The sequence below is a fragment of the Streptomyces sp. NPDC057486 genome, from assembly GCF_042802415.1.
Classification (GTDB): domain Bacteria; phylum Actinomycetota; class Actinomycetes; order Streptomycetales; family Streptomycetaceae; genus Streptomyces; species Streptomyces yanii.
In genome coordinates this window covers 85,704-110,336 of record NZ_JBHVEE010000013.1, presented here as the reverse complement: position 1 = coordinate 110,336, position 24,633 = coordinate 85,704, and the positions used below count along the sequence as shown (strand labels likewise).

The 24,633-nt window shown below is 70.8% G+C and carries 19 protein-coding genes and 1 pseudogene; 7 read left to right on the top strand and 13 right to left on the bottom strand.

Annotated elements, in window-relative coordinates; translation table 11 throughout:
- The 9 genes and pseudogenes from ACFU6I_RS09600 to ACFU6I_RS09560 form a co-directional block, all read right to left on the bottom strand.
- Positions 1-332: pseudogene (locus tag ACFU6I_RS09600) on the bottom strand (ABC transporter substrate-binding protein); the annotation flags it as partial.
- A 359-nt stretch (positions 333-691) separates the two neighbouring features.
- On the bottom strand, positions 692-2,053 hold the full coding sequence (locus ACFU6I_RS09595) for an aldehyde dehydrogenase family protein (protein ID WP_384363437.1): 1,362 nt from the start codon (positions 2,051-2,053) through the stop codon (positions 692-694).
- Positions 2,054-2,090: 37 nt separating this feature from the next.
- Positions 2,091-3,866: an asparagine synthetase B family protein gene (locus ACFU6I_RS09590; RefSeq protein WP_384363435.1), complete on the bottom strand. Its 1,776-nt coding sequence runs from the start codon at positions 3,864-3,866 to the stop codon at positions 2,091-2,093.
- 81 nt (positions 3,867-3,947) lie between these two features.
- Entirely contained in the window at positions 3,948-4,484 is a 537-nt protein-coding gene (locus ACFU6I_RS09585; protein WP_384363433.1) for a hypothetical protein, read from the bottom strand.
- A gap of 99 nt (positions 4,485-4,583) precedes the next feature.
- Positions 4,584-5,462: a hypothetical protein gene (locus ACFU6I_RS09580; RefSeq protein ID WP_384363431.1), complete on the bottom strand. Its 879-nt coding sequence runs from the start codon at positions 5,460-5,462 to the stop codon at positions 4,584-4,586.
- Between the two features lie 35 nt (positions 5,463-5,497).
- Positions 5,498-6,703, bottom strand: a complete 1,206-nt coding sequence (locus ACFU6I_RS09575; RefSeq protein ID WP_384363429.1) for a hypothetical protein — start codon at positions 6,701-6,703, stop codon at positions 5,498-5,500.
- Positions 6,700-7,764 carry a hypothetical protein gene (locus ACFU6I_RS09570; RefSeq protein ID WP_384363427.1) on the bottom strand — a complete coding sequence of 355 codons (1,065 nt, stop codon included), beginning with the start codon at positions 7,762-7,764 and terminating at the stop codon, positions 6,700-6,702. The genes ACFU6I_RS09575 and ACFU6I_RS09570 overlap by 4 nt, the downstream gene beginning before the upstream one ends.
- A complete protein-coding gene (locus ACFU6I_RS09565) occupies positions 7,761-8,483 on the bottom strand; it encodes a cupin domain-containing protein (protein WP_384363425.1) in 723 nt (240 codons plus the stop codon). The genes ACFU6I_RS09570 and ACFU6I_RS09565 overlap by 4 nt, the downstream gene beginning before the upstream one ends.
- Positions 8,484-8,922: 439 nt before the next feature.
- Positions 8,923-10,644, bottom strand: coding sequence for an IclR family transcriptional regulator C-terminal domain-containing protein (locus ACFU6I_RS09560; protein WP_384363423.1), 1,722 nt, complete (start codon positions 10,642-10,644; stop codon positions 8,923-8,925).
- 166 nt (positions 10,645-10,810) lie between these two features.
- Here ACFU6I_RS09560 and ACFU6I_RS09555 point away from each other — a divergent pair, with 166 nt between their 5' ends.
- The 5 genes from ACFU6I_RS09555 (at position 10,811) to ACFU6I_RS09535 (ending at position 14,237) form a co-directional block, all read left to right on the top strand.
- Complete coding sequence (locus tag ACFU6I_RS09555; protein ID WP_345520250.1) at positions 10,811-11,569, top strand: CoA transferase subunit A; 759 nt, start codon at positions 10,811-10,813, stop codon at positions 11,567-11,569.
- The gene (locus ACFU6I_RS09550) at positions 11,566-12,207 is read left to right on the top strand and encodes a CoA transferase subunit B (RefSeq protein WP_384363421.1); all 642 of its coding nucleotides are present in this window, start codon (positions 11,566-11,568) and stop codon (positions 12,205-12,207) included. The genes ACFU6I_RS09555 and ACFU6I_RS09550 overlap by 4 nt, the downstream gene beginning before the upstream one ends.
- A gap of 92 nt (positions 12,208-12,299) precedes the next feature.
- Positions 12,300-13,478 carry a 4-hydroxybenzoate 3-monooxygenase gene (locus ACFU6I_RS09545; RefSeq protein WP_384363419.1) on the top strand — a complete coding sequence of 393 codons (1,179 nt, stop codon included), beginning with the start codon at positions 12,300-12,302 and terminating at the stop codon, positions 13,476-13,478.
- A gap of 345 nt (positions 13,479-13,823) precedes the next feature.
- On the top strand, positions 13,824-14,057 hold the full coding sequence (locus ACFU6I_RS09540; protein WP_384363417.1) for a hypothetical protein: 234 nt from the start codon (positions 13,824-13,826) through the stop codon (positions 14,055-14,057).
- 105 nt (positions 14,058-14,162) lie between these two features.
- The gene (locus ACFU6I_RS09535; protein WP_100661309.1) at positions 14,163-14,237 is read left to right on the top strand and encodes a 50S ribosomal protein bL37; all 75 of its coding nucleotides are present in this window, start codon (positions 14,163-14,165) and stop codon (positions 14,235-14,237) included.
- A 286-nt stretch (positions 14,238-14,523) separates the two neighbouring features.
- Here the strand turns inward: ACFU6I_RS09535 and dacB are convergent, their stop codons facing one another.
- From dacB to ACFU6I_RS09520, 3 genes are all read right to left on the bottom strand, one after another.
- Positions 14,524-16,140 (bottom strand): D-alanyl-D-alanine carboxypeptidase/D-alanyl-D-alanine-endopeptidase, encoded by a 1,617-nt coding sequence (dacB, locus tag ACFU6I_RS09530; RefSeq protein ID WP_384363415.1) that lies wholly within the window; start codon positions 16,138-16,140, stop codon positions 14,524-14,526.
- Positions 16,141-16,676: 536 nt separating this feature from the next.
- Positions 16,677-18,002, bottom strand: coding sequence for a geranylgeranyl reductase family protein (locus ACFU6I_RS09525; protein WP_384363413.1), 1,326 nt, complete (start codon positions 18,000-18,002; stop codon positions 16,677-16,679).
- Between the two features lie 313 nt (positions 18,003-18,315).
- Positions 18,316-20,862 carry an ATP-dependent Clp protease ATP-binding subunit gene (locus ACFU6I_RS09520; RefSeq protein ID WP_384363411.1) on the bottom strand — a complete coding sequence of 849 codons (2,547 nt, stop codon included), beginning with the start codon at positions 20,860-20,862 and terminating at the stop codon, positions 18,316-18,318.
- Positions 20,863-21,229: 367 nt separating this feature from the next.
- On the opposite strand from ACFU6I_RS09520, the gene ACFU6I_RS09515 reads away from it, so the two are divergent.
- Both ACFU6I_RS09515 and ACFU6I_RS09510 read left to right on the top strand, forming a co-directional pair.
- The gene (locus tag ACFU6I_RS09515) at positions 21,230-21,859 is read left to right on the top strand and encodes an alpha-ketoglutarate-dependent dioxygenase AlkB (RefSeq protein WP_384363409.1); all 630 of its coding nucleotides are present in this window, start codon (positions 21,230-21,232) and stop codon (positions 21,857-21,859) included.
- Positions 21,860-21,997: 138 nt separating this feature from the next.
- Positions 21,998-23,245: a DUF4032 domain-containing protein gene (locus ACFU6I_RS09510; protein WP_384363407.1), complete on the top strand. Its 1,248-nt coding sequence runs from the start codon at positions 21,998-22,000 to the stop codon at positions 23,243-23,245.
- A gap of 380 nt (positions 23,246-23,625) precedes the next feature.
- Here the strand turns inward: ACFU6I_RS09510 and ACFU6I_RS09505 are convergent, their stop codons facing one another.
- A complete protein-coding gene (locus ACFU6I_RS09505) occupies positions 23,626-24,306 on the bottom strand; it encodes a DUF4232 domain-containing protein (RefSeq protein WP_384363405.1) in 681 nt (226 codons plus the stop codon).
- Between the last annotated feature and the right edge of the window lie 327 nt (positions 24,307-24,633).

The window sequence follows — 24,633 nt, the reverse complement described above, 5'->3', positions numbered from 1 at the left end:
TTCTTGAGCTTGACCGTCCAGAGCTTGCTGTCCTTGGTGTCGACAGACTCCGCGTTGACCATCACGAGCTTGCCGGAGGGGTCGTAGTCGACCAGTTGCGAGAAGATCGCGTCGGTGACGATGCTGCCGTTCGACTCCATCGTGTTCGCCGGCTGCAGCGGGTTCTGCGGCTCACCGACCTCGATGGAGAAGATGCCGTTGGCGTTGACAGCGCCGTTGGCGCTGTCGCCCCCCTGGTCCTTGCCGCTGTCGCTGCCACCACCACAGGCGGTCGCAGCCAGGGCGATGATGGCCGCTCCCGCGACCCACTTGGCGCTCTTGGCACCACGCATGAGTTTCCCCCTCATGAGTCCACTTGCGACTGCAAGAAAGGCACTGGCGTGATACACCGACACCCCTGACGGTGATCGTTTCAGCGCCTCGAGTGTGTTCGTGAGTCGGCACTTCTCATAGTGCGTGACCCATTGACCCGAGCTCAATGGAGCCAACTATTAAGTACGCACGGGCTGTAAACCACAACTAAAGGCTCTCGGTTTGACAACATTGACCGGGCCCGGCTGACCGAAATCCGGACAAAGTAATCACAGACAGGCACCCGCGAAACGGACCGTCACCACATGTTCCGGAGAGCGGCGCCCGATATCCGGAGGACCTCGGGCAGGAAATCGAGGTCGTCCGGTGGCCGTCTGCCTCAGCTCTCGCGCAGGCCGGGCATCAGCCGCACCGTCACCGTCTTGGGTCGTTGGTACTCCTGGAGTGCCAGCGTGCTCAGGTCCGTGCCGTGGCCGGACGCGCCACGCCCGCCGTGCGGGAGCTCCGCCGTCTGCACCAGATGGCAGTTGAGCCAGGCCTCGCCCGCGTCGAGGCGGGCCGCGAGATCGAGCCCCGTACCGAGATCGGTCGTCCAGACACTGGCCGCCAGAGCCTGGGGGACACCGTTTGCCAGGCTGATGGCCGCCTCCACGGTGTCCGCGTGCTGGACCGTGAGGAGCGGTCCGAAGACTTCCTCGGTGACCGTCGGGTCGTCGTGCGGGAGATCTGCCAGGAGCAGGGCCGCGCGCCAGTGGCCGTGCTCCTCGCCGGGCGGGACGGCGAGGCCCGCCGCCAGTTGCCGTTTCGCGGACGAGGAGGCGACCAGTGAGTCGTAACGCGCCACCTGGTCCGGGTTGTTGAGCGGGCCGAAGTCACGGCCTGCCAGGCGGGCCCCCATCGCCTCCGCCAGGCGGGTCACCGCCTCCTCGTAGTTCTCCGTGAGCGTGATGACGCGGGCCGGCGCCGCGCAGCTCTGACCCGCGTTGTACGTGGCCGCCTCCGCGAGCGACGCATACGTGTCCGCCGGGGCGTCCGGGAGAACCACGGCCGGGGCGTTGCCGCCCAGCTCCAGGCTGATCCGGCGCGTCCCCGCCCGCGCCGCCACATCCAGGCCCGCCCGCCCGCTGCCCGTGAACGCGACCATGTCCACCGGGGACTCGACCAGCAGCCGACCCGTCCGCCGGTCTCCCGGAAGCGACTGGAGCACGCCCTCGCCCAGGGTCCGTGCGGCGTGCTCCGCCAACAGTTCCAGCGTGTCCGGAGTGGTCTCCGCCGGCTTCACCACCACCGTGTTGCCCGCGGCGAGTGCCGGGGCGCAGCGCCAGGCCGCCATCATCAGCGGATAGTTCCAGGGGACGATCACCCCGACCACGCCCATCGGCTCCCAGCGCACCCAGCTCTCGTGACCGGTCACCAACCGGCCTGCCGCCGGGGCTGTCCGGGTCCGTGCCGCCGTCGCGAAGAAGCGGAACAGATCGGCCACCTGCTCGATCTCGCCCGCCGTCTCCGCATCGGGCTTGCCCGTGCCGGCCCGCTCACGAGCCGCGTACTCCGCCGCACTGTCCTCGATCAGCGTCGCCAGCCGGTCCAGGCGTCGCGCCCGGTCCTTCGGGGTCAGGGCGCTCCATGCGCCGAGCGCCGTACGGGCGGCCGCCACGGCCGCAGCCACCTCGGGCTCGCGGGAGACGGGCGACGTGCCGCGGGGGCGTCCCGTGCGAGGGTCGGTGAGTTCACTGTTCATCGTTGCTTCCCGCTCGTCGCTTCCTGCTGCTCGTTCCTCACAACGCGTACGCCCGCAGCCACAGTTCCAGTGTCAGCACCAGCCACAGCTTGCCGCCGTGACGGGGCAGGAGCGTGCCCTCGCCCTTCATCCAGGCGCGGATCGTGTCGGGGCGGAACAGGCCCCGGTGGGCCGACTGCCGGCTCAGCAGCAGATCGTTCCCGAGGTCGCGCAGCGGCCCTGTCAGCCACTGCTGCACCGGCACCCGCATCCCGCTCTTCGGGCGGTCGACGACCGTGTCGGGGAGGAGGTCGCGTACGGCCTCCTTGAGGATCCACTTCTCCGCGGAGCCACGGAGTTTGTACGTGGGCGGCGTCGCGAACGCGTGGTCGACGACCCGGCGGTCGAAGAGCGGTGCCCGGCCCTCGATGCCCTGCGACGCCGTCAGGCGCTCCACCTTTGTCAGGATGTGGTGCGCGCCCTTGGTCCGCAGATTGCAGTGCAGGAGCTGATTGAGGAGGTGGCCCATGCGGTGCGGGCTGTCGGCGCCCGGTGCCAGATACGGCTCCACGAACCGCTGGGGGCGCGGGGCGTCCCGAAGCGCGTCCAGCGTCTGCGGAGTCAGTAGCGTCGGGAGGTCCGTCCAGCACTTGCGGTACGAGCGCAGATACGCCGTCGCCCGGTCCTCGTCCCAGGGTGCCCCCGGTTCACGGTGCATCTCCTGCACGAGCATCGGGAGGTTCTTCGGGCCGCCGAACACGGGGTCGCCGCCCTCGCCGTTGAGCACCACCGACGCGCCGTCCGCGGCCACGGCCTCCGCGAGCAACAGGTTCGGGACCGTCAACGGATCGCCCACCGGGCTGTCCAGGAGCGCAGCCGCCTCCGCGAGCCGTGAGGCCACCGTCTTCCCCGACACGTTCAGGACCCGGTGGCGGGTATGGCAGTGGGCGGCCACGAGGCCCGAGTAGCCCAGCTCGTTGGGGAGTTCGTCGCCGAAGCTGATCGAGTACGTGTGCACCGGATGGCTGTGGAGCTTCGTCGCCAGAGCGGTGACGAGGGAGCTGTCGATCCCGCCGGAGAGAAGGACCGCAGCCGGCTCCGCCTGCGGGAGCCTCTCGGCCGTCGCCTGTTCCAGGAGCGCCCGCAGGGCCTGGACATGCTCCGTCGGATCCTGCGGCACCGGCTGCGCGATGTGCTCCTGGGGCTCCCAGTGCACGGTCTCGGTGACGGTGCCGTCCCTCGCCAGCCGCAGCACCCGCCCGGGCAGGACTTCCCGCACGCCGGTCAGGAGCGTCTCCTCGCCCGGCAGATAGGCGAAGGTGAGGAAGGAACGAACCGCGGACAGATTCATCGACGTGCCGAGCGCGGGCCAGCGCCGCAGCGCCCTCAGCGAGGTCGAGGCCGCCCAGGCTCCTTCGGCGCGGGCGTAGAAGAGCGTCCGGGCACCCACGTGGTCGCGGATCAGGATCAGGTCCGTGCCGTCCAGCACGGCCAGCACGAACATGCCTTCGGCCAGAGCCACTCCCGCGTCGCCGAGCCGCGCCCAGCAGTGCAGGAGCAGTTCACCGTCGGAGCAGCGGGCGGGTACGGGGGTCCCCTCGGCGTCCAGCGCGGACAGCAGGGCCGGGCGGTTGTGGAGGGTGACCTCGCCCACCGCTGTCAGACCGGATGCCGTGAACGGGCCGTCGGCGCGGCCGGGTTCGTCCGCGATCAGTCCCAGGTCGGCCCCGGGGACATCCATCGATGCCCGGCCGCTCCCGGTCGCACCCATCGCCTCGACATGGGCCCGGGCCTGCCGCGTGGTCGGGGACACGCAGACGCAGAAGCGTGCCATGGGCGCTCCTCTCCTCGGTGTTCCGTGTTCCGTACTGCTACCGCCGCTCCTACGGCTTCCGGTGGTGCCGACGCGGCCGGCTCAGCCGAAGTCGTCGTCGCTCCAGGCGTCCTCGCCGTCGCTCCAGCCCGCGTCCCAGTCGTCCGTCCCGCCGCCACCGGAATCGCCGCCCCCGCCCGAGTCGCCCGAGGACGACGACTGGCTCTGCGCCTGCTGCCGGCGGAGCTCCTCCTCCTCTTCCGGGTCCATGCTCAGCGGCGGCAGCTGGGTGGCGGTGATGGCGAGGCCCGCTACACCCAGGCCCGCGAGCATGACGCCCACCCTGCCGCCGAACGACGTCCGGTTGACCATCACCGTCTCGCCGCGACCCCACAGGGTGCGGCCGTATCCGATGTCCCGGGCGTACGTCACCGCGCCGTCGGCGAGGACCCGCTTGATGATGCGGTTGCCGAGAAGCTCGTCCGTGCCGGAGGCATTCCGGTTGTCGTGCCAGCGCACGAGACCACCGGGGGAGCTCTCGCGGTGGCGCCACTCCTCCCGGCCGTCCTCGTAACGCCGGTGGACGCTGCCGTCGGCGAGCAGCTCGTCGAAGTAGCCGATCTCTTGAGGTCGGATCATCGTGTGCGTTCCTCGGGTCTGTGGGGCGGTCGTGGCCGCGGGAAGGAGTGCTCGCCCGGACGGGTCACCGCGCGGTTCATGGGCGGGTGACGCGGCGGATCACGAGGCGGGCCAGGTCAGGAAACCCGTGGCACGCAGCCCGCGCAGTTCGGTCCACATGGAGTTCCGGGGCGGTCGCGGTCCCCGCGTGAGGCGCAGCACCGTACGCACCAGGCGGGGCGGTGACACCGCCGCGACCTGCGTGAACCGTCCCCTCGCCAGCCACGAGGCCTCCTCGGGCCGCAGCCCGGACGGCCAGGGGGCCGGCGGTGGAGCCGGTGCCGGGCCGCGGCCGGTCGGAAGGCGCAGGGTTGCCGCATGCCGGGGCACGAGCCCGATCGATATGACCCGCACGCCGGGGACCGGGCCCAGAGCGGCCCTGACCCGCGCCGGGAGCCCGATGCCCTCCGGGCTCGCGTCGTGCAGCACATGGACCGTCGCGCCCTCGGCCCGCTCCAGCGCCGCGACGAGGCGCGGGTCGAGCGGCAGGGCGTCGGGCGCCGCGAGGACGGGGCAGGCCGCCTCCAGGTGCACATGGTTGGCGAGCAGCATCCGGGCGATCGAGCGGTCCTGGCAGACGAGGAGACGGGGCAACCCGTAGGCGTGGAGATCGGGTTCGGCGGCATCAGGCGCCGACGGAGGCCGTGGCGCAGTCGGCGGCGGGGACGGGATCGGTGGGAGCAGGCCGTCCACGCTCTCCCGGCCCCGTGCATCCAGCGCACGCGTGAACGTGGGCAGGCGCAGGGGAGGGGCCGGGGTGCGCGGGATGCGGGGGAGCAGGGTCGCGGCCGGGCTCAGGACACGGCAGGTCTCGTAGTAGAGCTGCCGTTCCGTGAATCTGATGCCCCCCGGGCCTGCGGCGCGCGCGGCGGCGCCGGTGATCGCGAGGTCGAGGAAACGGGCGCCCGGCCCGCGGCCGGTACGAGGGTCCCGGGCCATGCTCCCGATTCCGGGATCCTGGAGGCGTCGCGGCGTCATGCGGAACTGGTGCCCTTCTTCTTGTACGTGCCGGTGCCGGGTGGGCGGGTACCAGGTGCCCGCGAGGTCCTCGGGGGCCGTGGGGTCCGCGGCGCCTGCGGCCAGGTGAGGAAGCCGTGGGTGAGGTCCTCGTGGGGGGTGGGCGGCGGGGCGGCCAGGGCCCGTTCCACTGCCCGGACGACGATCGATTCGAGGACGTGCGGTGGCACGGCGGCGAGCGGACTCCAGAAGCCCTCGCCGAGCCACTGCGCGTCGGCGTCGGGCAGACCTGCGACCGTGCGGAGCTGTTCCGCGTCGGCGAGCGGATCGGGCCGGGCGAGCCGCACGACGCCCTGTTTGCCCCTGACCGCGGAGACGGGTAGGCCCGCGTCCACCACGACGCGGTCGGGCTGTGCGCCACGGATGAGCGGCGCCAGCAGGACGCCCTGCGGATCGGCGTCGTGCAGGACGACCACCGGGAGCCCGCTGCGATACTGCGCGAGCGCGCTGAGCGCCGCTGCCAGGACGGTGGGGCGGCCCCCGGTTCCGTCGGCGTCGCCGACCTCCACGAGGGCGGCCTGCAGACGGGCGGGGATGCCGTTGGCCGTGAGGAAGAGGGAGACCACGCGGTCCGTGCAGAGGATCGCGGCCTTGGGCCGGGACACCGGAACGGACGCACCGGAACGGTTCGCCCCGCGCGGCCGGGGCACGGGGCGCGCGTCGTCGACGACGCCTTGCGGCAGCCCCCCGTACGTCGCCGACCAGGAGCCGTTCATCAAGGCACGGAAGGTCTGTTCGGCAGGAACGATCTGCCCATGCGGCAACTGACCGGGGCGGTGCCGCATGGACGACGCGACGACGAGGGCGGCGCACGCGGCGGCGCCGAGGAGGAACGCGAGCAGTCCGCCGGTCAGGACGGCGCATGCGACGAGGGCGGCTGCCACCGGCAGGGCCACGAGCCAGCGGATCTTCGCCGGCACACCCTTCGGATCGCGCCCGGCCCAGGCGTAGTTACGGCTGCGGGACAGGTACCAGAGCTGGGTGAGGGTGATCTTCAGGCGGCCGTGATCGGTGGCGCGTTCCGCGATGCCCCGGATACGGATGTCGTGCATGCCCTTGCCGTGCACCGCGGGGTCGAGCGCGAAGTGCTTCCCACAGTGCGCGCAGATTCTGCCGCTGCGCTGCTTGCGCGTCAGCGAGGCGGCGCAGCGGGGGCAGATCATCGCTCACCCGCGTGGTCCTGGGCCGCAGAACCCGGCCAGGTCATGAACCCCACGGACGCGGCGCGACGCCGTTCCGGATCGACGCTCCCCATGACCTGCTCGGCGACCCGGGTGACGGCGGCGAGCAGCCGGGCGGGGGGCACGCCGACGAGCGGGAAGCACCAGCCCTTTCCCAGCCGCTTCAGCTCCTCCTCGGTGAACTCGCCCAGCGCGGTGAGCCGTGCCATGGTCTCCTGGTCGGGCTTCTCCTGCTTGTCGCGGTAGGGCACGGCCTGCGCCGGACGGCGGAGGGTGCGCAGCGGCAACCCGGCGTCGATCACTGTGCGTTGCCCCAGACTCGCGCGGACGTGCCGGGCGAGGAGTTCTCCGTGCGCGTCGGCATCGTGCAGCACGATCACCGGGCCCCGCGTGGGCAGCGCGCGGACCGCGTCGAGATCCTTGGCGAGCGTGATCCCGTAACGGGCGGGCAGGCCGTCGGCGATCAGGAACGCTCTGATGGAGCGGTCGGGGCACAGGAGTACCGCGCCGGGCCGGGCGCGGGAGGGCGCACGAATTCCGGCCTGAGAGGGAACGGGAGGGGCGGCGTCGATCACCCCGGGCGGCAGCCCGCCATACACGCTCCGCCAGGGCACGAGCACCTCCGAACGGAATGCCGCACGGCTCATCACCGGGTAGCCCCGGCCCGCACCGGCGGCTCGTGCGAGGGCGAAGCCCGCGGAGACGAGCAGCAGGGCGCCCGAGGCGAGGAAGACGTACACGATCTCGGTGAAGAGGCCGAAGACGCCGACGACCAGGCCCGCGAAGAGCGAGGCACCCGCACACCCCGGCGCAAAGTTGCCGTCCTTGAGGCGCCTGCGCGAGAGCGCGTACCACAACTGGTCCGGCACCACCGCGATCCTGCCCTCCTCCGTCACCTTGGCGACGATCCTGCGCACCCGTAGGTCGCTGAGGCCGAGGGAGTTGGTCTTGGGGTCGAGCGCGTACGTGCGCCTGCAGTGGGAGCAGGTGTTGTCGGGGCGCTCCTTGCGGAGCAGGTTCTTCTCGCAGTGCGGACAGATCACCGGCGGTCCTCCAGTGCGGTCGCCACACGGCGCAGTCGTGCGGCCAGGCGCTCGCGGACTGTAGTGGGGGCGATGCCGAGATCCTGCTGATGGCGCTCGATGTCGCGCAGGGCGGCGGCGAGGGCGCGATAGTCGGTGGTGGCCGCGGCTACGGCCACCCGGCCGGCCGTCGGGGTGGCGCCCGCGGCGCGGAGCTCGGCCTCCCCGGCGGTGATCGCGTAGTCCTCGTGGTCGATCCCGTAACCGGTGTTGGCCGCGAGGATCGTCAGCGGATCGGTGCCCCGGTTCGCGAAGGAGTGGGGCATCATCTCCGGAATCCGTATCAACATCCCGGGAGTCAGCGGGACTTCGGTCACCAGGTCGCGGTCCGCGTCGTAGAGGCCGCACGCCGCGTGGCCGAGGCTGAGGACGAAGTGTTCACCGCCGTGGGCATGCGGGGTGAAGGCGCTGCGCGGCCCCACGACACCGAGTTTGACCGTGGCGTTCGAGGGACGCTCGGGGGAGGTCGCCGCGTCGCCCACCAGGTAGTGGGCGAACTGCCCGTCATCGATGAAGCGGAGAAACTCCCGCTCGGGTCCCAGCTCGCGCGCGCCCTCGCGGTCGGTGAGCCCGATGCCTCCGTCCGGCCTCAGGTGGTACAGCTCCACAGCGGCGGGGAGCGTGCCCCATGCTCCGCTCGACATGGCGTCGGATACGCCGTCATGCGGTATCCCGGACATCGCGCCTCCTCCGTCTTCCTGTGCGGCGCGCGCTTCGCAAGCGCATGGTATGGCCTTGATCCACAACAAGGGGAGCCTTTGGACTGGCTCGTGGGCAAAGAACGAGGGAACGGCGGGCGAACGCGTGTGGCAAGGAGTGGACGGATGACGGCGCAGTCCACGAGGTGCACGCGCTGACGCGGCGAGCTGCTGCAGCCACGCGACCACCGGCACGCTGGCAATACACCGGCCGACACGTACCCGAACACCGCCGTTGCCCGCCCTCTGCTCGCCGCCGGCATGAGCGAGAGCGGCCATTCCTTCGCCCTGGACCTGATGCCGGACACGATGGCGGCGCGCCTGCCGGGCGGTGCGACGGGGCAAAGCTTGCCGGGAGGGGCACTAGCGTTCCGGCGGACGGCTCCCGGGACCGTTGCGCCCGGCCCGACGGCGGTGAGGATCAGACGGTGGGCACGGGGGAGAAGCGGCTCACCGCTGCGAGGTCGGCGCTGATCCGCGCTGCGGTCTCCAGCAGAGGGGGGAGGAGCGTGGCCAGGCTCTCCTCGCCGGTGGCGCGGCCGGCGTGGAGCGCCACGTTGACCGCGGCCACCACATGGCCGCGGCCGTTCGTGACCGGTGCCGCGATCGAACGCAGCCCCTCTTCCAACTCCTGTTCCACCCAGGCGTAGCCGCGCCGGGAGGTGGCCGTCACCACGTCGGCGAGGGCCTCGGGTGCGGTCACCGTGCGGGGCGTCAGCGCCTCGGGTGTCACCCGGGCCAGCCGCGCCGCGCGCTCGCCGTCGGGGAGGGCCGCGAGGAGCACCCGGCCCATCGACGTGGCGTACGCGGGCAGCCGGGTGCCCACCGTGATGTCGATGTGCATGATCCGGGTGCTCGCGACCCGGGCGACGTAGCGGATGTCGTCGTCGTCGAGCACGGCCACGGACGCGGACTCGTGGACCCTGCCGACCAGTTCGGCGAGGTGCGGGGTGGCGATCCCGGCGAGGGTCAGGCCCGAGAGCCGGGCGTAGCCGAGCTCCATGACCCGCGGCAGCACCCGGAAACCGTCCGCGTCCTCCCGTACGTACCCCAGGTGGCGCAGCGTGATGAGCGACCGGCGTGCGGTCGCGCGGGGGAGCCCGGTGAGGCGGGCGAGGTCGGTCACGCGGGCGGGGCCGTCGACCGAGCCGAAGGCGCACAGCACGTCGAGACCCCGGGCGAGCGACTGGAGGAAGCCGGCGCCGAGTTCCTCCTTGAGCGCACTGCCCGATTCGGGAGGGCGGACCGCCGCTGCGGCGGCCGGCGTTTCGGTCGCCGACGGTGCGCGCAGGGCAGCCTCCATGGCGGCGACGGCCGCGCGTACCGGGGGCAGGACCCGCGCCGTCAGGGACTCGATGCTGTGTCGGCTGGTGTGACTGACCACGCTGACGGCGCAGACCACCGCGCCCGCCGGATCGCGGACGGGGAGCGCGACGGCGATCAGACCGGGCTCGATCAGCTGGCTGTCCATCGAGAAGCCGTCGTCGCGTGTCTGCCGTACCCGATCGAGGAAGTCTGCCTCGACTGCTGAGGACGTGGGCTCCGCCCCGGCCGGGCGGGGCGGCAGCGCCGGGAAGCCCGTGTCCAGCGGGTCGCGCCGACGCCGCGCGCGCCACTGGTCGTGCTGTGCGTCGTCCCAGTCGGCGGCGAACACGGCGCCGGGCGCGCAGCGTTCGGCGGGCAAAAGATCGCCGACCCGGAACGAGATCGCCATGGCGCGGCGGCGGGCGGCCTGCGCGATGAAGCGCACCCCGTCGCCGTCCGGGACGGCCAACGAAACCGACTCGTCGAGCTCGTCGGCGAGTGTGACGGCGTGTGGGTGGAGGGCTTCGAGGAGGGCGCAGCCGGCCAGATAGGCGTTGCCCAGCTCCGCCGAGCGCGGGGCCAGGAGCAGATCGCGGTCCTCGGTCCGCAGGAACCCCAGGCGGACAAGCGTGGTGGCGACCCGGTCGACCGTCGATCGGGCGAGCCCGGTGGTGCGGACGAGATCTCCGGGGCGATGGCGTGTCCCCGGTCCCGCGGCCACGGCGCGGAGCACAGCCAGTCCGCGCTCCAGCGGTCCGACCAGTTCGTCCGGCGCCATCGCGGCCTCGGGTGCCACCGTCGCCTCGGGCGCCGTCGTCACCTCGGTGAGCTGGGACATCGTCTGACCTCCTCGGGGCGTCGCGGGCTGATCACCGTGCGGAAACCGTACCCGCTGCCGTTGACACAGCCCGAAGCGTGGGTGGACACTCAGCCCGCGTCAAGTATGAACGAAAGTTCACCAGGCGAACAGCCTTGCGGTGAACCCGAGTGAAAAGGGTCGTTGTATGGACAAAGTCATAGCGACGGCTGCCGAAGCGGTGGCGGACATCGGAGAGGGGGCATCGCTCGCCGTCGGAGGTTTCGGACTGAGCGGGGTACCGGACGTCCTGATCCGCGCCCTGCACGCCCACGGCTCCGGCCGGCTGAGCGTCGTCTCCAACAACTGCGGCGTCGACGGCGGTGGCCTGGGCATCCTGCTCGCGGCCGGACGGATCAGCCGGGTCACCGGCTCCTACATCGGCGACAACAAGGAGTTCGCCCGCCGCTACCTGGGCGGCGAACTGGAGCTGGAACTCACCCCGCAGGGCACCCTGGCCGAGCGGCTGCGGGCCGGCGGCGCCGGCATCCCCGCGTTCTTCACCCCGGCGGGCGTCGGCACCCAGGCCGCCGAGGGCGGACTGCCCTGGCGGTACGCGCCGGACGGCGGCGTGGCGGTCGCCTCCCCGCCCAAGGAGACACGCGAGTACGACGGCAGGGCGTATGTCCTCGAACACGGCATCACCACCGACTTCGCCCTGGTGCGCGCCGCCCGGGGCGACCGCCACGGCAACCTCGTCTTCGCCCGCGCGGCCCGCAACTTCAACCCGCTCGCCGCTATGGCCGGGCGGATCACCGTCGCCGAGGTCGAGGAGCTCGTGGAGCCCGGCGAACTGGACCCCGACCAGGTCCACCTCCCCGGTGTATTCGTGCAGCGGGTACTGGAACTGACCCCCGAACAGGCTGCCGACAAGGGCATCGAGCGAAGGACGGTGCGCACCCGATGAGCTGGACCAGGGACGAGATGGCGGCCCGAGCCGCCCGGGAGCTCACCGACGGCTCGTACGTCAACCTCGGGATCGGACTGCCCACTCGCGTGCCGGGCTTCCTCCCCGAGGGCGTCGACGTCGTCCTCCACTCGGAGAACGGACTCCTCGGCGTCGGCCCGTACCCGTACGAGGACGAGGTCGACCCCGACCTGATCAACGCGGGCAAGGAGACGGTGACCGTCGTACCGGGCGCCGCCTTCTTCGACTCCGCGCTCTCCTTCGGCATGATCCGCAGCGGTCACATCGACACCGCGATCCTGGGCGCCATGCAGGTCTCCGCCCGCGGTGACCTCGCCAATTGGGCGATCCCCGGCAGGATGGTCAAGGGCATGGGCGGGGCGATGGACCTCGTCCACGGCGCCCGCCGGGTGATCGTTCTCATGGAGCACACCGCCAAGGACGGCACCCCAAAGATCGTCGACACCTGCACGCTGCCGCTCACCGGCCGGAACTGCGTCCACCGCGTCATCACCGACCTGGCCGTCCTCGACATCACTGACGAGGGACTGCGACTCGTCGAGACCGCCCCCGGCGTGACCGTCGACGAGGTCCTGCACCGGACTGCCGCGCCGGTGAAGACGGGGAAGCCCCTGTGACCGGCAGCCCCGCGGGCGTTCCGTCGCCGCGCCCCGGGCCGCGGCCGCTTCCCGACGACGCCCTTCACCTCTGACCTCCCACGGAGACCCTCATGCCCCGCACCACCGTCGGCATCATCGGAGCCGGCCCCGCCGGACTCCTGCTCTCCCACCTGCTCCACCAGCAGGGCATCGACAACGTCGTCCTCGAACTGCGCAGCCGCGACTACGTCGAACGCCGGCAGCGCGCAGGCATCCTCGAACAGGACACCGTCGACGTGCTGCGCGAATCCGGGGCCGGCGAGCGGATGGACCGCCAGGGCCTGGAGCACCACGGCATCGAACTGCGCTTCGACCGGCGCACCCACCGCATCGACTTCCCGTCCCTCACCGGCGGCCGGTCGGTCATGGTCTACGCGCAGACCGAAGTGGTGAAGGATCTCATCGCCCGGCGTCAACAGGACGGCGGAACCGTCCTGTTCGAGGCGGAGGCGCTGTCCGTCGACGGTATCGAGACCGACCGCCCGAGCATCCGCTACCGTCACGAAGGCGCCGAGCACACCCTGGACTGCGAGATCGTCGTCGCCTGCGACGGCTTCCACGGCATCGGCCGCCGCTCCGTGCCGGACGACCTGCTGACCGTGACGGAACGGACGTACCCCTTCTCCTGGCTCGGCATCCTCGCCGACGTTCCTCCCTCGTGCGAGGAACTGATCTATGCCCACCACGAGCGCGGCTTCGCCCTGCACAGCATGCGCTCGCCCGAGGTCAGTCGGCTCTACCTCCAGGTCGCCCCGGACGACAGCACCGACAACTGGCCGGACGAGCGCATCTGGGACGAGCTGGAGACCCGCTTCGCCGTCGACGGCGACTGGACGCTGCGGCGGGGCCCGATCACCGAGAAGAGCATCACCCCGATGCGCAGCTTCGTCGCCGAGCCCATGCGCCACGGCCGCCTCTTCCTGGCCGGTGACGCGGCCCACATCGTCCCGCCCACCGGGGCCAAGGGCCTCAACCTCGCCGTCGCCGACGTCACCCTGCTCGCCCAGGCCCTGACCCGCTACCACGCCCACCGGGACGAGTCGCTGCTCGACGCGTACTCGGAGAACGCGCTGCGCCGCGTCTGGCGGGCCGAGCACTTCTCGTACACGATGACGACCCTGCTGCACAGTGACCCCGCCGACTCCGACTTCGACCGTGCGCTTCGCCTCTCGCATCTGCGCTATGTCGCCCGCTCCGAGGCCGCTTCGGCCTCCCTCGCGGAGAACTACGTGGGATTCAAGGAGAACTGACGCTGCAACACCACACGAGAGGCGTGGCTGCTCGAAGCAGCCGCCACGCCTGTCACATTTCGATTACTATCAGTGACGTGCGATGCCGGTATTGTTCGGGCGCGTGGCCGGCTGGGTCGCCGCGGCATCGAGACCGCCGACCCGAAAGTCGAAGTGCATCATCGGGCGCCGTTCCCTGTCGGCGGGCGGCCGAGCGGGGGTCTGGTAACCGGTCGCCTGCTGCCGGACGACATGGATGACCCCGGCGCATGAGGCCCGCGAGCCGATAGGTGGGACAGGGGCATCACCGGGGACGATCGGTCCGCTGAACATGTGCGCGGCGCGCTCCTGCCACACGCTGTAGGCATGACCAACGATGCCGGAGAGGCGTTCCACCCCGCCCCCGTCGTCGTCCTCGGTGTCGTGCCGGGCGATCCGCCGTACCGCATGGTGGAGGTCAACGGAGTGTTGGCCGGACCTGCCCACGACATGGTGGATGTGATCAGGCTGGCGCGTCGAGCGGGAGTGCCCGAGATCGACTTCGACGATCCCGCGGTCGTGAGATGGGTCGGCGGGGACAAGTACAAGTGGGTGCCCTGAGGAGGCGGGATTCCGACGTCCTGGCCACGCTCCTGATGCAGACGCATCCGGCCGAACCTAGACTGACGATCGCCCGAAATGCACCGAATCTGGGAGAAGTGGACTATGGCCAAGCGAGGGAACAAGCGACGCGCCCGCAAGAAGAAGAAGGCCAATCACGGCAAGCGCCCCAACGCCTGAGCTCACCGAGCACGCGAGGGCGTGGAGCGACGGGTCATCCTGACCACATGCTCAGGACGGGGCCTCTGCCGGGCCGGTTCATACGGGTGGCAGCCCCCGCGAGCGTCATCGGATTCTGGATCCACACATGCAACGCGGCCTCTGACGACGCTGATGCCGCTTCTCCGGGACCTGCCCGAGTGGCATGAGGGGCGGGGTCGGTCCCCGCCCCTCACCGATCCGGTCGACCTCCGGCTGGATCACTGCCTTGCGGTTCCGTGCGCTGTCCTGGATCCCCGATCGTCGCTCAGCAGCTCACAGGCTTCATCCAGGAGCACTCGAGGCCGGTGCGCCCGGACTGCTCATCCCTTGCAGCCGGCGCATCGGTCGTGCGCCGGTCGGACCGGGCCGTACCGTGCGGCTGCTCTGCGCCCTTGACGCTGTAGGCGGCGAGCGCCGCTCCGACCGCGTCCTCGATGCTCTTGACCGAGCTCGCGACGTAGTTGTTGCTGACGAAGCTGAAGACGAGCTCCCGGCCGTCGGCGTCTGTCACATAGCCGGAGAGCCCCGACACGCCGGTCAGTGAGCCGGTCTTGCTGTGCAGGTTGCCCGCGGCCGCGGTCCCGCACATGCGGGAGCGCAGCGTCCCGCCGGTCATCCGGTCGGACACGCAGGCGACCGGCAGAGCGTCGTACCAGTCCTGGAACCATGGTTGTTGGCGTGCGGCGACCAGCAGCTCGGTGAACTGCTCGGTGGACACCATGTCCATCCTCGACAGGCCCGAGCCGTCCACCTGACGCAGGGCAGTAGGATCCAGTCCGAGGTTACGCAGGTAGTCGGCGCTCGCCGACAGCCCGGCCGACCAGGTGCCGCTGCCCTTTTCCTCGTAACCGATGGTCTTGACCAGCACCTCTGCATGGTTGTTGTTGGACAGCTTCAGAAACGGCGTCAGCAGATCCTTCAGCGGCATCGACGGATGGGAGGCCAGCGTCTTGGCACCCTGCGGGACGGCCTTTCCCAGCACCGGCCCCCCGGCCACCTTCACTCCGTGTGCGGCGAGCGCGTCCGCGAAGACGGCGGCCGCATAGCCTGTGGGCTCCCAGACGCTGATCCACGAAGTTGTGGGTGCGCTCTCGACGGGGATCCTGCCGCTGACCACGATGGTGTTGCTGCCGTGCAGGCGATCGACGGTGATGGCGCGGCTCTCGCCGGAGGCGACCGTGGTGGCGCCGTTGTCGATGCGGACGTAGTCGTTGGGCGGGGTGACTTTCACCGCGGGCGCCTCGCCCGGCGCGGCACCCGGGGTCACCGTGAGAGAGACGGTGCCCGCGTCGTAGTCGGTGTCCGGGGCCACCGTCAGCGGAGAGATCTGCGACGAGTAGTAGGCGGACTCGTCGTCGGCCGCCCAGGACGTGCCGAGCCGGCTGCTGTCGAACCGGGTGTCGTCGGCGACCAGCCGGCCGGTGACCCGGCGGATCCCCGCCGCGGCGACCGCGGCTGCCAGCCGGTCGTAGTCCTCGGCCAGCATCGTGGGGTCGCCGGTGCCGCGAAGGTACAGGTCGCCCTGGAGCACGGTCCCGTGGCGGGAGCCGTCCGCGAACACATCGGTGCTGAACCGGTAGTCGGGGCCGAGCGTCGCCATGGCCGCGGCCGACGTCAGAAGCTTGGTGCTGGATGCCGGTACCAGGCGACCGTCGCCGTTGCGTTGATAGAGCGTCTGTCCGGTCCGCGCGTCGCTGACGACGACTCCGACCTGGGCGCCGTCCAGCCGGGTGTCGCCGAGAATGCGGTCGAGGGTTTCCGACAGGCCGGGCGCAGGGGAGTCGGCCCCGGCCTGCGCTCCTGAGGTGGCTGTCAGGGCCAGGCTTGCGGCGACGGCGCAGAGCAGGGCCCGATGGCGGAGTCTTCGGGAAATGTTTGACATGCGCATGGAATTAGATGATCAGGTATCCGGATCCTCGACGGAAGGCCTACGCCGTTCGGATTCACGTGAGGCCACGGTCCACGGTGCCGAGGGGCAGCCGCTGGACCGGAAGCCTCCCCGGTTCCTGTGCTGCTCGGTCGGGCACAGGGGGATGGGTGCTGCGTCCTCTACGCGGAGCCGGCCAGAACTGTCCTCGGCGTCACCGGCCACGACCACCGCGGCAGGGCGGCCACGATGCCACCGCATTGCTGGAGATCCCTCGAGAAGGACGAGTGGGGCGCACCACGCCACCTTCGGCGTGATCGCGGTTGGCCCGGACTCCTTCGTGCGTACGCCGAAGGAGTCCGCGCACCGGGTGGGCGTGCTCTCCCGTAAGGCGGCGGCAACCGTCGGACAGCTCGCACCTCGCACGTCGTCGGGCGGACTTCGACCGGTGGCCGTCGGGCCCGCGGTCGGCTCCATGAACCGGGCTTCCTCCGGCGTGGCGGCGTGGGGCCGGGACGACCACGCCGGGAGAGGCACCGTCGGCGGGCCGTTCAGCGCCCGCGCACAGGCGGTGCCGGGACCAGGCGGACAACGGTGTTGAGTACATGGTCGATCACGTCGTGCGAGGGCTTGTCCGTGAGGTTGGTGAGCATCCGGGCCAGGGTGTTGAGCAGAAACGGCGATCCCATGACGTACCGATTGAGGATCGGTTGGAAGCCCGAACGGCTGAAGACGATGTCGGCGGCCGCGTTGCCGAGACGGTAGTAGCGCCCCCAGCGGCGGTTCATCTCGACAGGGTAGCTGCGCAGCACTCGCTCCCGCCGGGGGCCCTGGGGAAGGGCGAGGGCGAGCGCGGCGCTCTCGGCTGCGACTTCGCCGGCCTCCATGGCCTGGCCGATGCCTTCCCCGTTCCAGGGGCTGATCATGCCTCCGGAGTCGCCGACCAGGAGGAGCCCCCGGGTGTAGAGGGGGTGACGGTTGAACCCCAGGGGCAGCGCCGCGCTACGGACGGGGCCCTCGGCGTTCTCCTCATGCAGCCCCCAGGCGTGAGGAGTACGGGCCAGCCATTGGTCCAACGCGGTCCGCAGGTCCGCGCTTCCGTGCCGCCGGTGGGGCAGCGCACCGAGCCCGACGTTGACGCGGCCGTCTCCCATGGGAAAGATCCAACCGTATCCCGGCAGGTAGTGATCGCTCCCCGGGAAGCGGAGATCTGCCCACAACTCCAGGTACTCCTCCTGAGACCGTTCTGGGCTGCGGTAGTAGCGGCGGGCGGCTGTCGCGATCTGCCTGCTCCTGTCCCGCTGCAGGCCCATGGCGAGGGCGAGGCGGGCGGAGGCGCCGTCGGCGGCGATGACGATCGGTGCGTGGAAGACCACCGGCTCCTTCGCTCCGGCCGTGGCGGTGACGCCGGTGATGCGGCCGGCGCGGTCGGTCACGGGCTGGGTCACCTTCACTCCGTTGCGCAACCGTGCTCCGGCAGCAACGGCATGGCGGGCCAGGATGTCGTCGAAGTCATGCCGGCTGCGCGAGAGGCCGAAGTCCGGGTAGCGCCCCAGGGCAGGCCAGTCGATGTGCACCTGATGCTCACCGGCCACCCATCGCATACCGCGTGAACGCGTCCACCCCGGAGCCTTGATGTCGATGCCCATCCGGATGAGTTGGTGCACCGCTCGCGGGGTCAAGCCGTCTCCGCACACCTTTTCCCGGGGAAAGTGGGCCTTCTCCAGAAGCAGGACGTCGACGCCTGCCTTGGCGAGGTGGAAGGCCGCGGACGAGCCCGCAGGCCCCGCCCCCACCACGATCACATCGGCCTCTTCGTCCGAGCCGTGGACGGAGCGGTCGTCCAGCGGGGACTGCGCTGGCGTTGTTTCCCGCATAGGAAACCCCTTCCTGGGACAGCCGGTGGCGTACCGAGGACGGCAGCCCGGTACGTCATCATCGATCAGGACGAGCCGGTGCGGAACAGGGCCGGATGCCCGGCCACTCCCCGGCACGCCGGTTCACCTCGGCCGATCTCCTCAGCACACTCGCGATCTTCTCCGCCGTCCCGCCTCATCGGTGAGTCCGACACGGCCAACTCGCCATCTACGCAGGCGACTGCGGCCGTTGCGCGTGGGGCAGCGCTGTACCGACGGCGCACGTGTCGTGAGGTGGCGGGTCAGGATGAGCTGAACGGGACACCGCTCGGGGTCAGCTCGCGGGGCGCTGTGGTTCTTCCTCCTTGCGGATGGTCAGCTCGCCGTCGGCCACATCGATCCGGAGGCGGCTGTGGGGCTGCAGGCTGCCGTCGAGCAGCATGCGGGAGAGTCGGTTGTCGACCTCGCGCTGGATCGTGCGGCGCAACGGGCGGGCGCCGTACTCGGGCTGGTAGCCGCGTTGGGCGAGCCATTCGACGGCGTCCAGGGTGACCTCGACGGTGACGTCCTGGGCGCGGAGCCGACGCCTGGAGTCGTCCAGCAGCATGTTGGTGATCTGCCGTAGCTGCTGGTCGGCGAGTTGGCGGAAGATCACGATCTCGTCGATGCGGTTGAGGAACTCCGGCCGGAAGTGTTCGCGCAGTGGGCGCATCACCCGCTCGCGGCGGGCCTGCTCGTCGGCGTCCGTGGAGCCGGCGCCGAAGCCCATCGCGCTGCCGCGACCGGTGATGGCCTGCGAACCGAGGTTGCTGGTCATGACGATGACGGTGTTCTTGAAGTCGATGGTGCGGCCCTGGGAGTCGGTGAGCCGCCCGTCGTCGAGCACCTGCAGCAGGATGTTGAAGACGTCGGGGTGCGCCTTCTCGACCTCGTCCAGGAGCAGCAGCGAGTAGGGGTTCCTGCGTACCGCTTCGGTGAATTGCCCGGCCTCCTCGTGGCCGACGTAGCCGGGGGGAGCGCCGACCAGGCGGCTGACGGTGTGCCGTTCCTGGTACTCGCTCATGTCGAGGCGGATCATCCGGTCCTCGCTCCCGAAGAGTGCCTCCGCGAGCGCGCGGGCGAGTTCGGTCTTGCCGACGCCGGTGGGGCCGAGGAAGAGGAAGCTCCCGATCGGGCGGCCGGGGTCGGACAGGCCGGCCCGCGAGCGCAGGACGGCGTCGGCGACGGCGGTCACCGCTTCGTCCTGGCCGATGACGCGCTGGTGCAGATGTTGCTCCAGGTTCAGCAGCCGGTCCCGCTCCTCCTGGGTGAGGCTGCTGACGGGAATTCCGGTCTGGCGGGACACGATGTCGGCGATGTCTTCGACGGTGACCTCCGCGACATGGCTGCGCGGCTGCGGCGCGTGGTCTGCCTTGCCGATCCGCTGTTCGAGGTCGGCGAGCCGGTCGCGCAGCTCGGTCGCCCGCTCGTACTGCTCGGCGGCGACGGCCTGGTCCTTGTCCCGTGTGAGTTGCTCGACCTCGCGTTCCAGGGCGCGGATGTCGGTGCCGCGGGTGGAGGCGCGCAGCCGGACCCGGGCGCCGGCCTGGTCCATGAGGTCGATCGCCTTGTCGGGGAGATAGCGGTCGGTGAGGTAGCGGTCGGACAGCTCGACGGCGGCGAGCAGTGCCTCGTCGGTGTAGCGGACCTGGTGATGGGCTTCGTAGCGGTCCTGGAGACCACGCAGGATCTCGACGGCGTCCGTCGGGCTGGGCTCGGGCACCAGAACCGGCTGGAACCGGCGGGCAAGCGCTGCGTCCTTCTCGATGTAGCGACGGTACTCCTCGAGCGTGCTGGCTCCCACGACATGGAGTTCGCCGCGGGCGAGCGCGGGCTTGAGCATATTGCTCGCGTCCATCGAGCCGCCCTCGGAGCCGCCGCCCGCCCCGACGACGGTGTGCAGTTCGTCGATGAAGACGATCAGCTCGCCCGAATGGGCGCGGATTTCGTCGATGAGGCCGGTGAGGCGTTCCTCGAAGTCCCCACGGAAGCGGGTACCGGCGACGACTCCGGAGAGGTCGAGCTGGACGACACGCCGATCGAGCAGGATGTCCGGCACGTCGCCGTCCGCGATGCGCTGGGCCAGTCCCTCGACGACGGCGGTCTTGCCCACTCCGGCTTCGCCGATCATGACGGGATTGTTCTTGCCTCGGCGGGCGAGGACCTCAACGGTCTGCTCGATTTCCACGTCACGGCCGATGACCGGGTCAATACGGCCCTCCCGGGCCAGGTCGGTGAGGTCGCGGCCGAACTTGTCCAGGTTGGGGGTGCTCCGCTCGCCGGGGCCGGTGCGCTGGCCGGCGCTTCCGGGCACGGGCCCCAGGCCGTCCCGGGCACCGGCGGGCAGCGAGAAGTGCGCGGCGTTGAGCATCTGCCCCGCTGCGGAGTCGCGGTTGGCTGCGAGTGCCACCAGCACGTGTTCCGGGCCGATGTAGGAGGCGCCGGTGGAGCGCGCGATCTCATGGGCGTCGAGCAGAGCGCGCTTGACCGCCGGCGTGACGGCGATGAATTCGCTTCGCGGCCCTTCCCCGGCCTGCCGGTCGATCTCGGCGGCGAGCGCGTCGGGATCGGCGCCCGCTCGCGTGACCATGCGGCGAGTCGGCTCGGTGGTGAGCGCGGCCCGCAAGAGGTGCTCCGTGTCGAGGTCGGTACTCCCGTGCTGGGCGGCATAGGACGCTGCAACGGTGACGAGCTGCCGTGCGGGACCGCTCAACAGACGGCTCAAGTCGATGCGCCGAGGGTCGGGCGGCTCCCCACCCTGTCCGGTGCCGAGAAAGTGCGAGAGGAAGTCTCCGAGGGGGTCCGGACCGTGGTCCTCGGGACCCTGATGGCCGTCGGTCATGGGTATCCGTCCCCGTGGCCCGGCCGGACCGGGTCACGCTGTCTCAGTGCACGTGCAGCCGTGTCGACGCGGCCCCGTACATCCGGCACGACCGCAGAAAGCCGCAACCCCATGTGCCCCAATTTAGACGATTTATGCGCTACGTGTCGGTAATCGGTGTCAAGGGGCAGGGGGGTCAAGGGGCGTGCGCTGCGCATTCATCCACTGTTCCCGGTGTGTGGGATGCCCGGTGCCTGCCGCGGCGATCCCGCAGGGCGTCCGGCCCGTACCGCAGCGCCCGCCTGTGGACGCCCGGGCGCCCATGGAAGGCGGAGGTGCGGACCCTTTCCTAATAGTGCACATGTTCGAATGCGAGTAGGCTGCAGGTATGGCACCGCACCAGCTCCAGGGCTCCCTGTTCGATCAGGGCGACGACGCGTCTCTGCGCCCACTGGACGGGCTCCGCAGAACCGAGCTCGACGACGGCGCCTGGATCGACCTCCTGCCGGGCTGGCTGAGTGGCGCCGACGCCCTGTTCGAACAGCTGGCCGCGGACGTTCCCTGGAAGGCCGAGCGACGGCAGATGTACGAGCGGGTCGTGGACGTCCCGCGTCTGCTCGCCTTCTACCGTGCCGGCGAACCGCTGCCGCACCTCATCCTCGACGAGGCGCGGCGGGCGCTCTCCACGCACTACGCCGCCGAGCTCGGCGAACCCTTCACAACGGCCGGCCTGTGCCACTACCGCGACGGGCGCGACAGCGTGGCCTGGCACGGCGACCGCATCGGCAGGGGCGCACGTGAGGACACGATGGTCGCCATCCTGTCCGTGGGAGCACCCCGCGACCTGCTGCTGCGCCCGTGCCGCGGCGGCGATGTCGTCCGGCGGTCGCTCGGACACGGCGACCTGATCGTGATGGGCGGTTCCTGTCAGCGGACCTGGGAGCACGCCATCCCCAAGACCGCCCGGGCCGTGGGAGGGCGCATCAGCATCCAGTTCCGGCCGCACGGGGTGCAGTGACCGCTCACGACCAGTGTGCGTGCGCTTCCCTCCCCTTGGCCACGGGGCGCGCGACCAGTGCGAGCCGGTGAACCTGTCCGGTCGCAGCACTGGCTACGTCACACTGGTGGTCCCGTCACCGAACCAGCGAGGCGACCGATGGCTTTGCAGTTCAACGCCACCAACCCCGAACACCCCGCGTTCCTTCTCGAACTGCCCTGGCACCTACCGCTCGAAGAGTGGGCGGAGAAGCATCTGGTGACGCTGCCGCGGGGCATCTCCCGCCACGTCGTGCGCTACGCACGGGCGGGGGCCGACGTGGTGGCCGTCAAGGAGCTGGCCGAACGGCCGGCGGTACGCGAGTACGAGCTGTTGCGCACCCTGGCCAAACTCGGGATACCCGCGGTGGACCCACTCGCGGTGGTCACCGGGCGCACCGGCACCGACGGGGGGCCGCTGGAGCCGGTGCTGATTACTCGTCATCTCAACGGGTCCCTGCCCTACCGCTCGATGTTCGAGACGACCATGCGCCCGACCACGGTGCACCGGCTCATGGACGCACTCGCCGTACTGCTGGTCCGGCTGCACCTGGCGGGCTTCGCCTGGGGCGACTGCTCTCTGTCCAACACGCTCTTCCGCCGGGACGCCGGCGCCTATGCCGCCTACCTTGTGGATGCGGAGACCGGCGAGGTGCACAGCCGACTCAGCACAGGGCAGCGTGAATACGACATCGATCTGGCCCGGGTGAACATCAGCGGAGAGATGCTGGACCTGGAGGCCGCGGGTGCGCTGCATCCCTCGGTGGATCCGATCGCTTTCGGCGCCGAGATCTGCCAGCGGTACGAGGAGCTGTGGAGTGAGCTGACTCGTACTTCGGTCTATCCCGCCGGCAAGTATCACTACATCGAACGCCGCATGCGTCGGCTCAACGACCTCGGCTTCGACGTCGCCGAGATGCAGATCGCCAACTCCCCGAACGGCGACACGATCACGTTCGTCCCCAAGGTCGTCGACGCAGGCCATCATCAACGCCAACTGCTGCGCCTCACCGGGCTCGACGCCGAGGAGAACCAGGCCCGACGACTCCTCAACGATCTTGAGAGCTGGATGGCGACACAGGAGGACTACGCGCCGGGCGACCCGCTCGGCGCCCGTGCGGAGGTGCTCGCCCATCGCTGGGTCCGCGAGGTGTTCAGACCTACTGTGCGTGCTGTTCCGCAGGAACTCCGGAGCTCGATGGACCCGGCCGAGCTCTACCACGAACTGTTGGAACACCGGTGGTACCTGTCCGAGCGCGCGCAGCTGGACATCGGTCTGGAGGCGGCCGTTGCGGACTACATCACCAGTGTTCTTCGTCGTCCCGAGACCGAAGTGCCATCGGCGAGCGATTCCCCGTCATCGGCGTGACCTCGTCGACGCGGGAGAGGTACACGCCTTCGCTCTCCCCGCCGCCATCGGCCGTATTCCCTCGTGGGGTGGGAGAAGTCTGCTGCGAAGGTGAGCGAGGGCGATTCGACGGCTGGATCGCGGACCTGGGAACGTCCTCCGGAACTCGGCCGTCGAGATCGACCCCGTCCAAGTCCGTGGAGCGCAAGTCCGCGTCGCGGGGGGTACAGGCCTGCTCGATCGCAGCCGTCTCCATCGCAGGCAGGAACGGGGTTCGGTCGGCAGCCTAGGCCCACCCCGCGCCGACGTACCTGTGGGGCGGGGTGGGCCTCGGCCGCCGGGGCATGCGGGAAGAGCGGGGCCCGTCCCCATGAGGGCCACCCCGGCCGGTCGCCATTCCGTCAGCCGCTCACCGCTGTCGTCCTGAAGAGGCCGCCACAGATGAGGGGTTGGGTGGTGCGCAGGGTCAGGGCCTCTCGGGAACCGGGAGGGTAGACCCGGAGAAGGTCGGGCCGGTCCCAGCACTCCGAGCCGTTGATCCCGCGGTTGAGCGTGTGCAGGGTGACTTCGGCTGAGCCGCCGGCCGCGATGACGGTGGCCCGGCCGGCGGCGCCCTCGCGGCCGGCGGGTGTGCCGATCATGCTGCCGTCGCGCCTGATCAGGGAGACGCCGGGAAAGCCGGTCAGGGTGCAGGAGTCCGAGGACTTGTTCACCAGCGTGAGCCGGTAGTGGATCTGGCCCGCGCCCGCGTCGCCCTGCCTCAGGCTCATGGTCAGCTCCTCGGCCGTGCACCGCCCCGGACCGCTGCCGGTGGCCGGGGCGGACGTGGCAGCCGAGGCGATCGGGGTGGCGGCCCTGGTGGGAGCGGGCTCGCCGGGGGCGATGGGCGCATCCGGGGCGGTGCTGCCGGCGGCGGACCTGCTCGATCCCGCGGGTTCGGCCGAGGGGGAGGCGCCGTTGTCGCAGCCGGTGGCGCCCACGGCGAGGGAGGCGACCGCCACCGGGACGAGGGCGTACCGGCGGAGCCCGCGCCCCCTCCCGGCCGGTCCGCGCCCGCGCGGGCGGAAGGATCGTGGGGACAACGGCGTGATGGTTCGCAAAGTGGAGTCCATGGGTCTCGCCTGCTCGCTTCCGTGCCCCTTGAATCATCCACTCCGGTGCGGGGGTACGACTCCGGACACCGGTCCGCCCCCGGTGGGAGCAGCGGCCGGACCGGCGGTGGACGGCACGGGTGCGGACGTCTCGGCCACGCCGGCCGGTCCGGCCACGTCGTCCGAACTTCCCTCCGGTCGTCCGCCAGTCCGGGATCCGGCGAGCGGCCGTTCGGGCAAGGTCACCGGATCGGACTTCGTCATCGACGGAGGACTGATCACACCCCTGTGACGGAAGTTCGCCGGCCCGGTACGAGG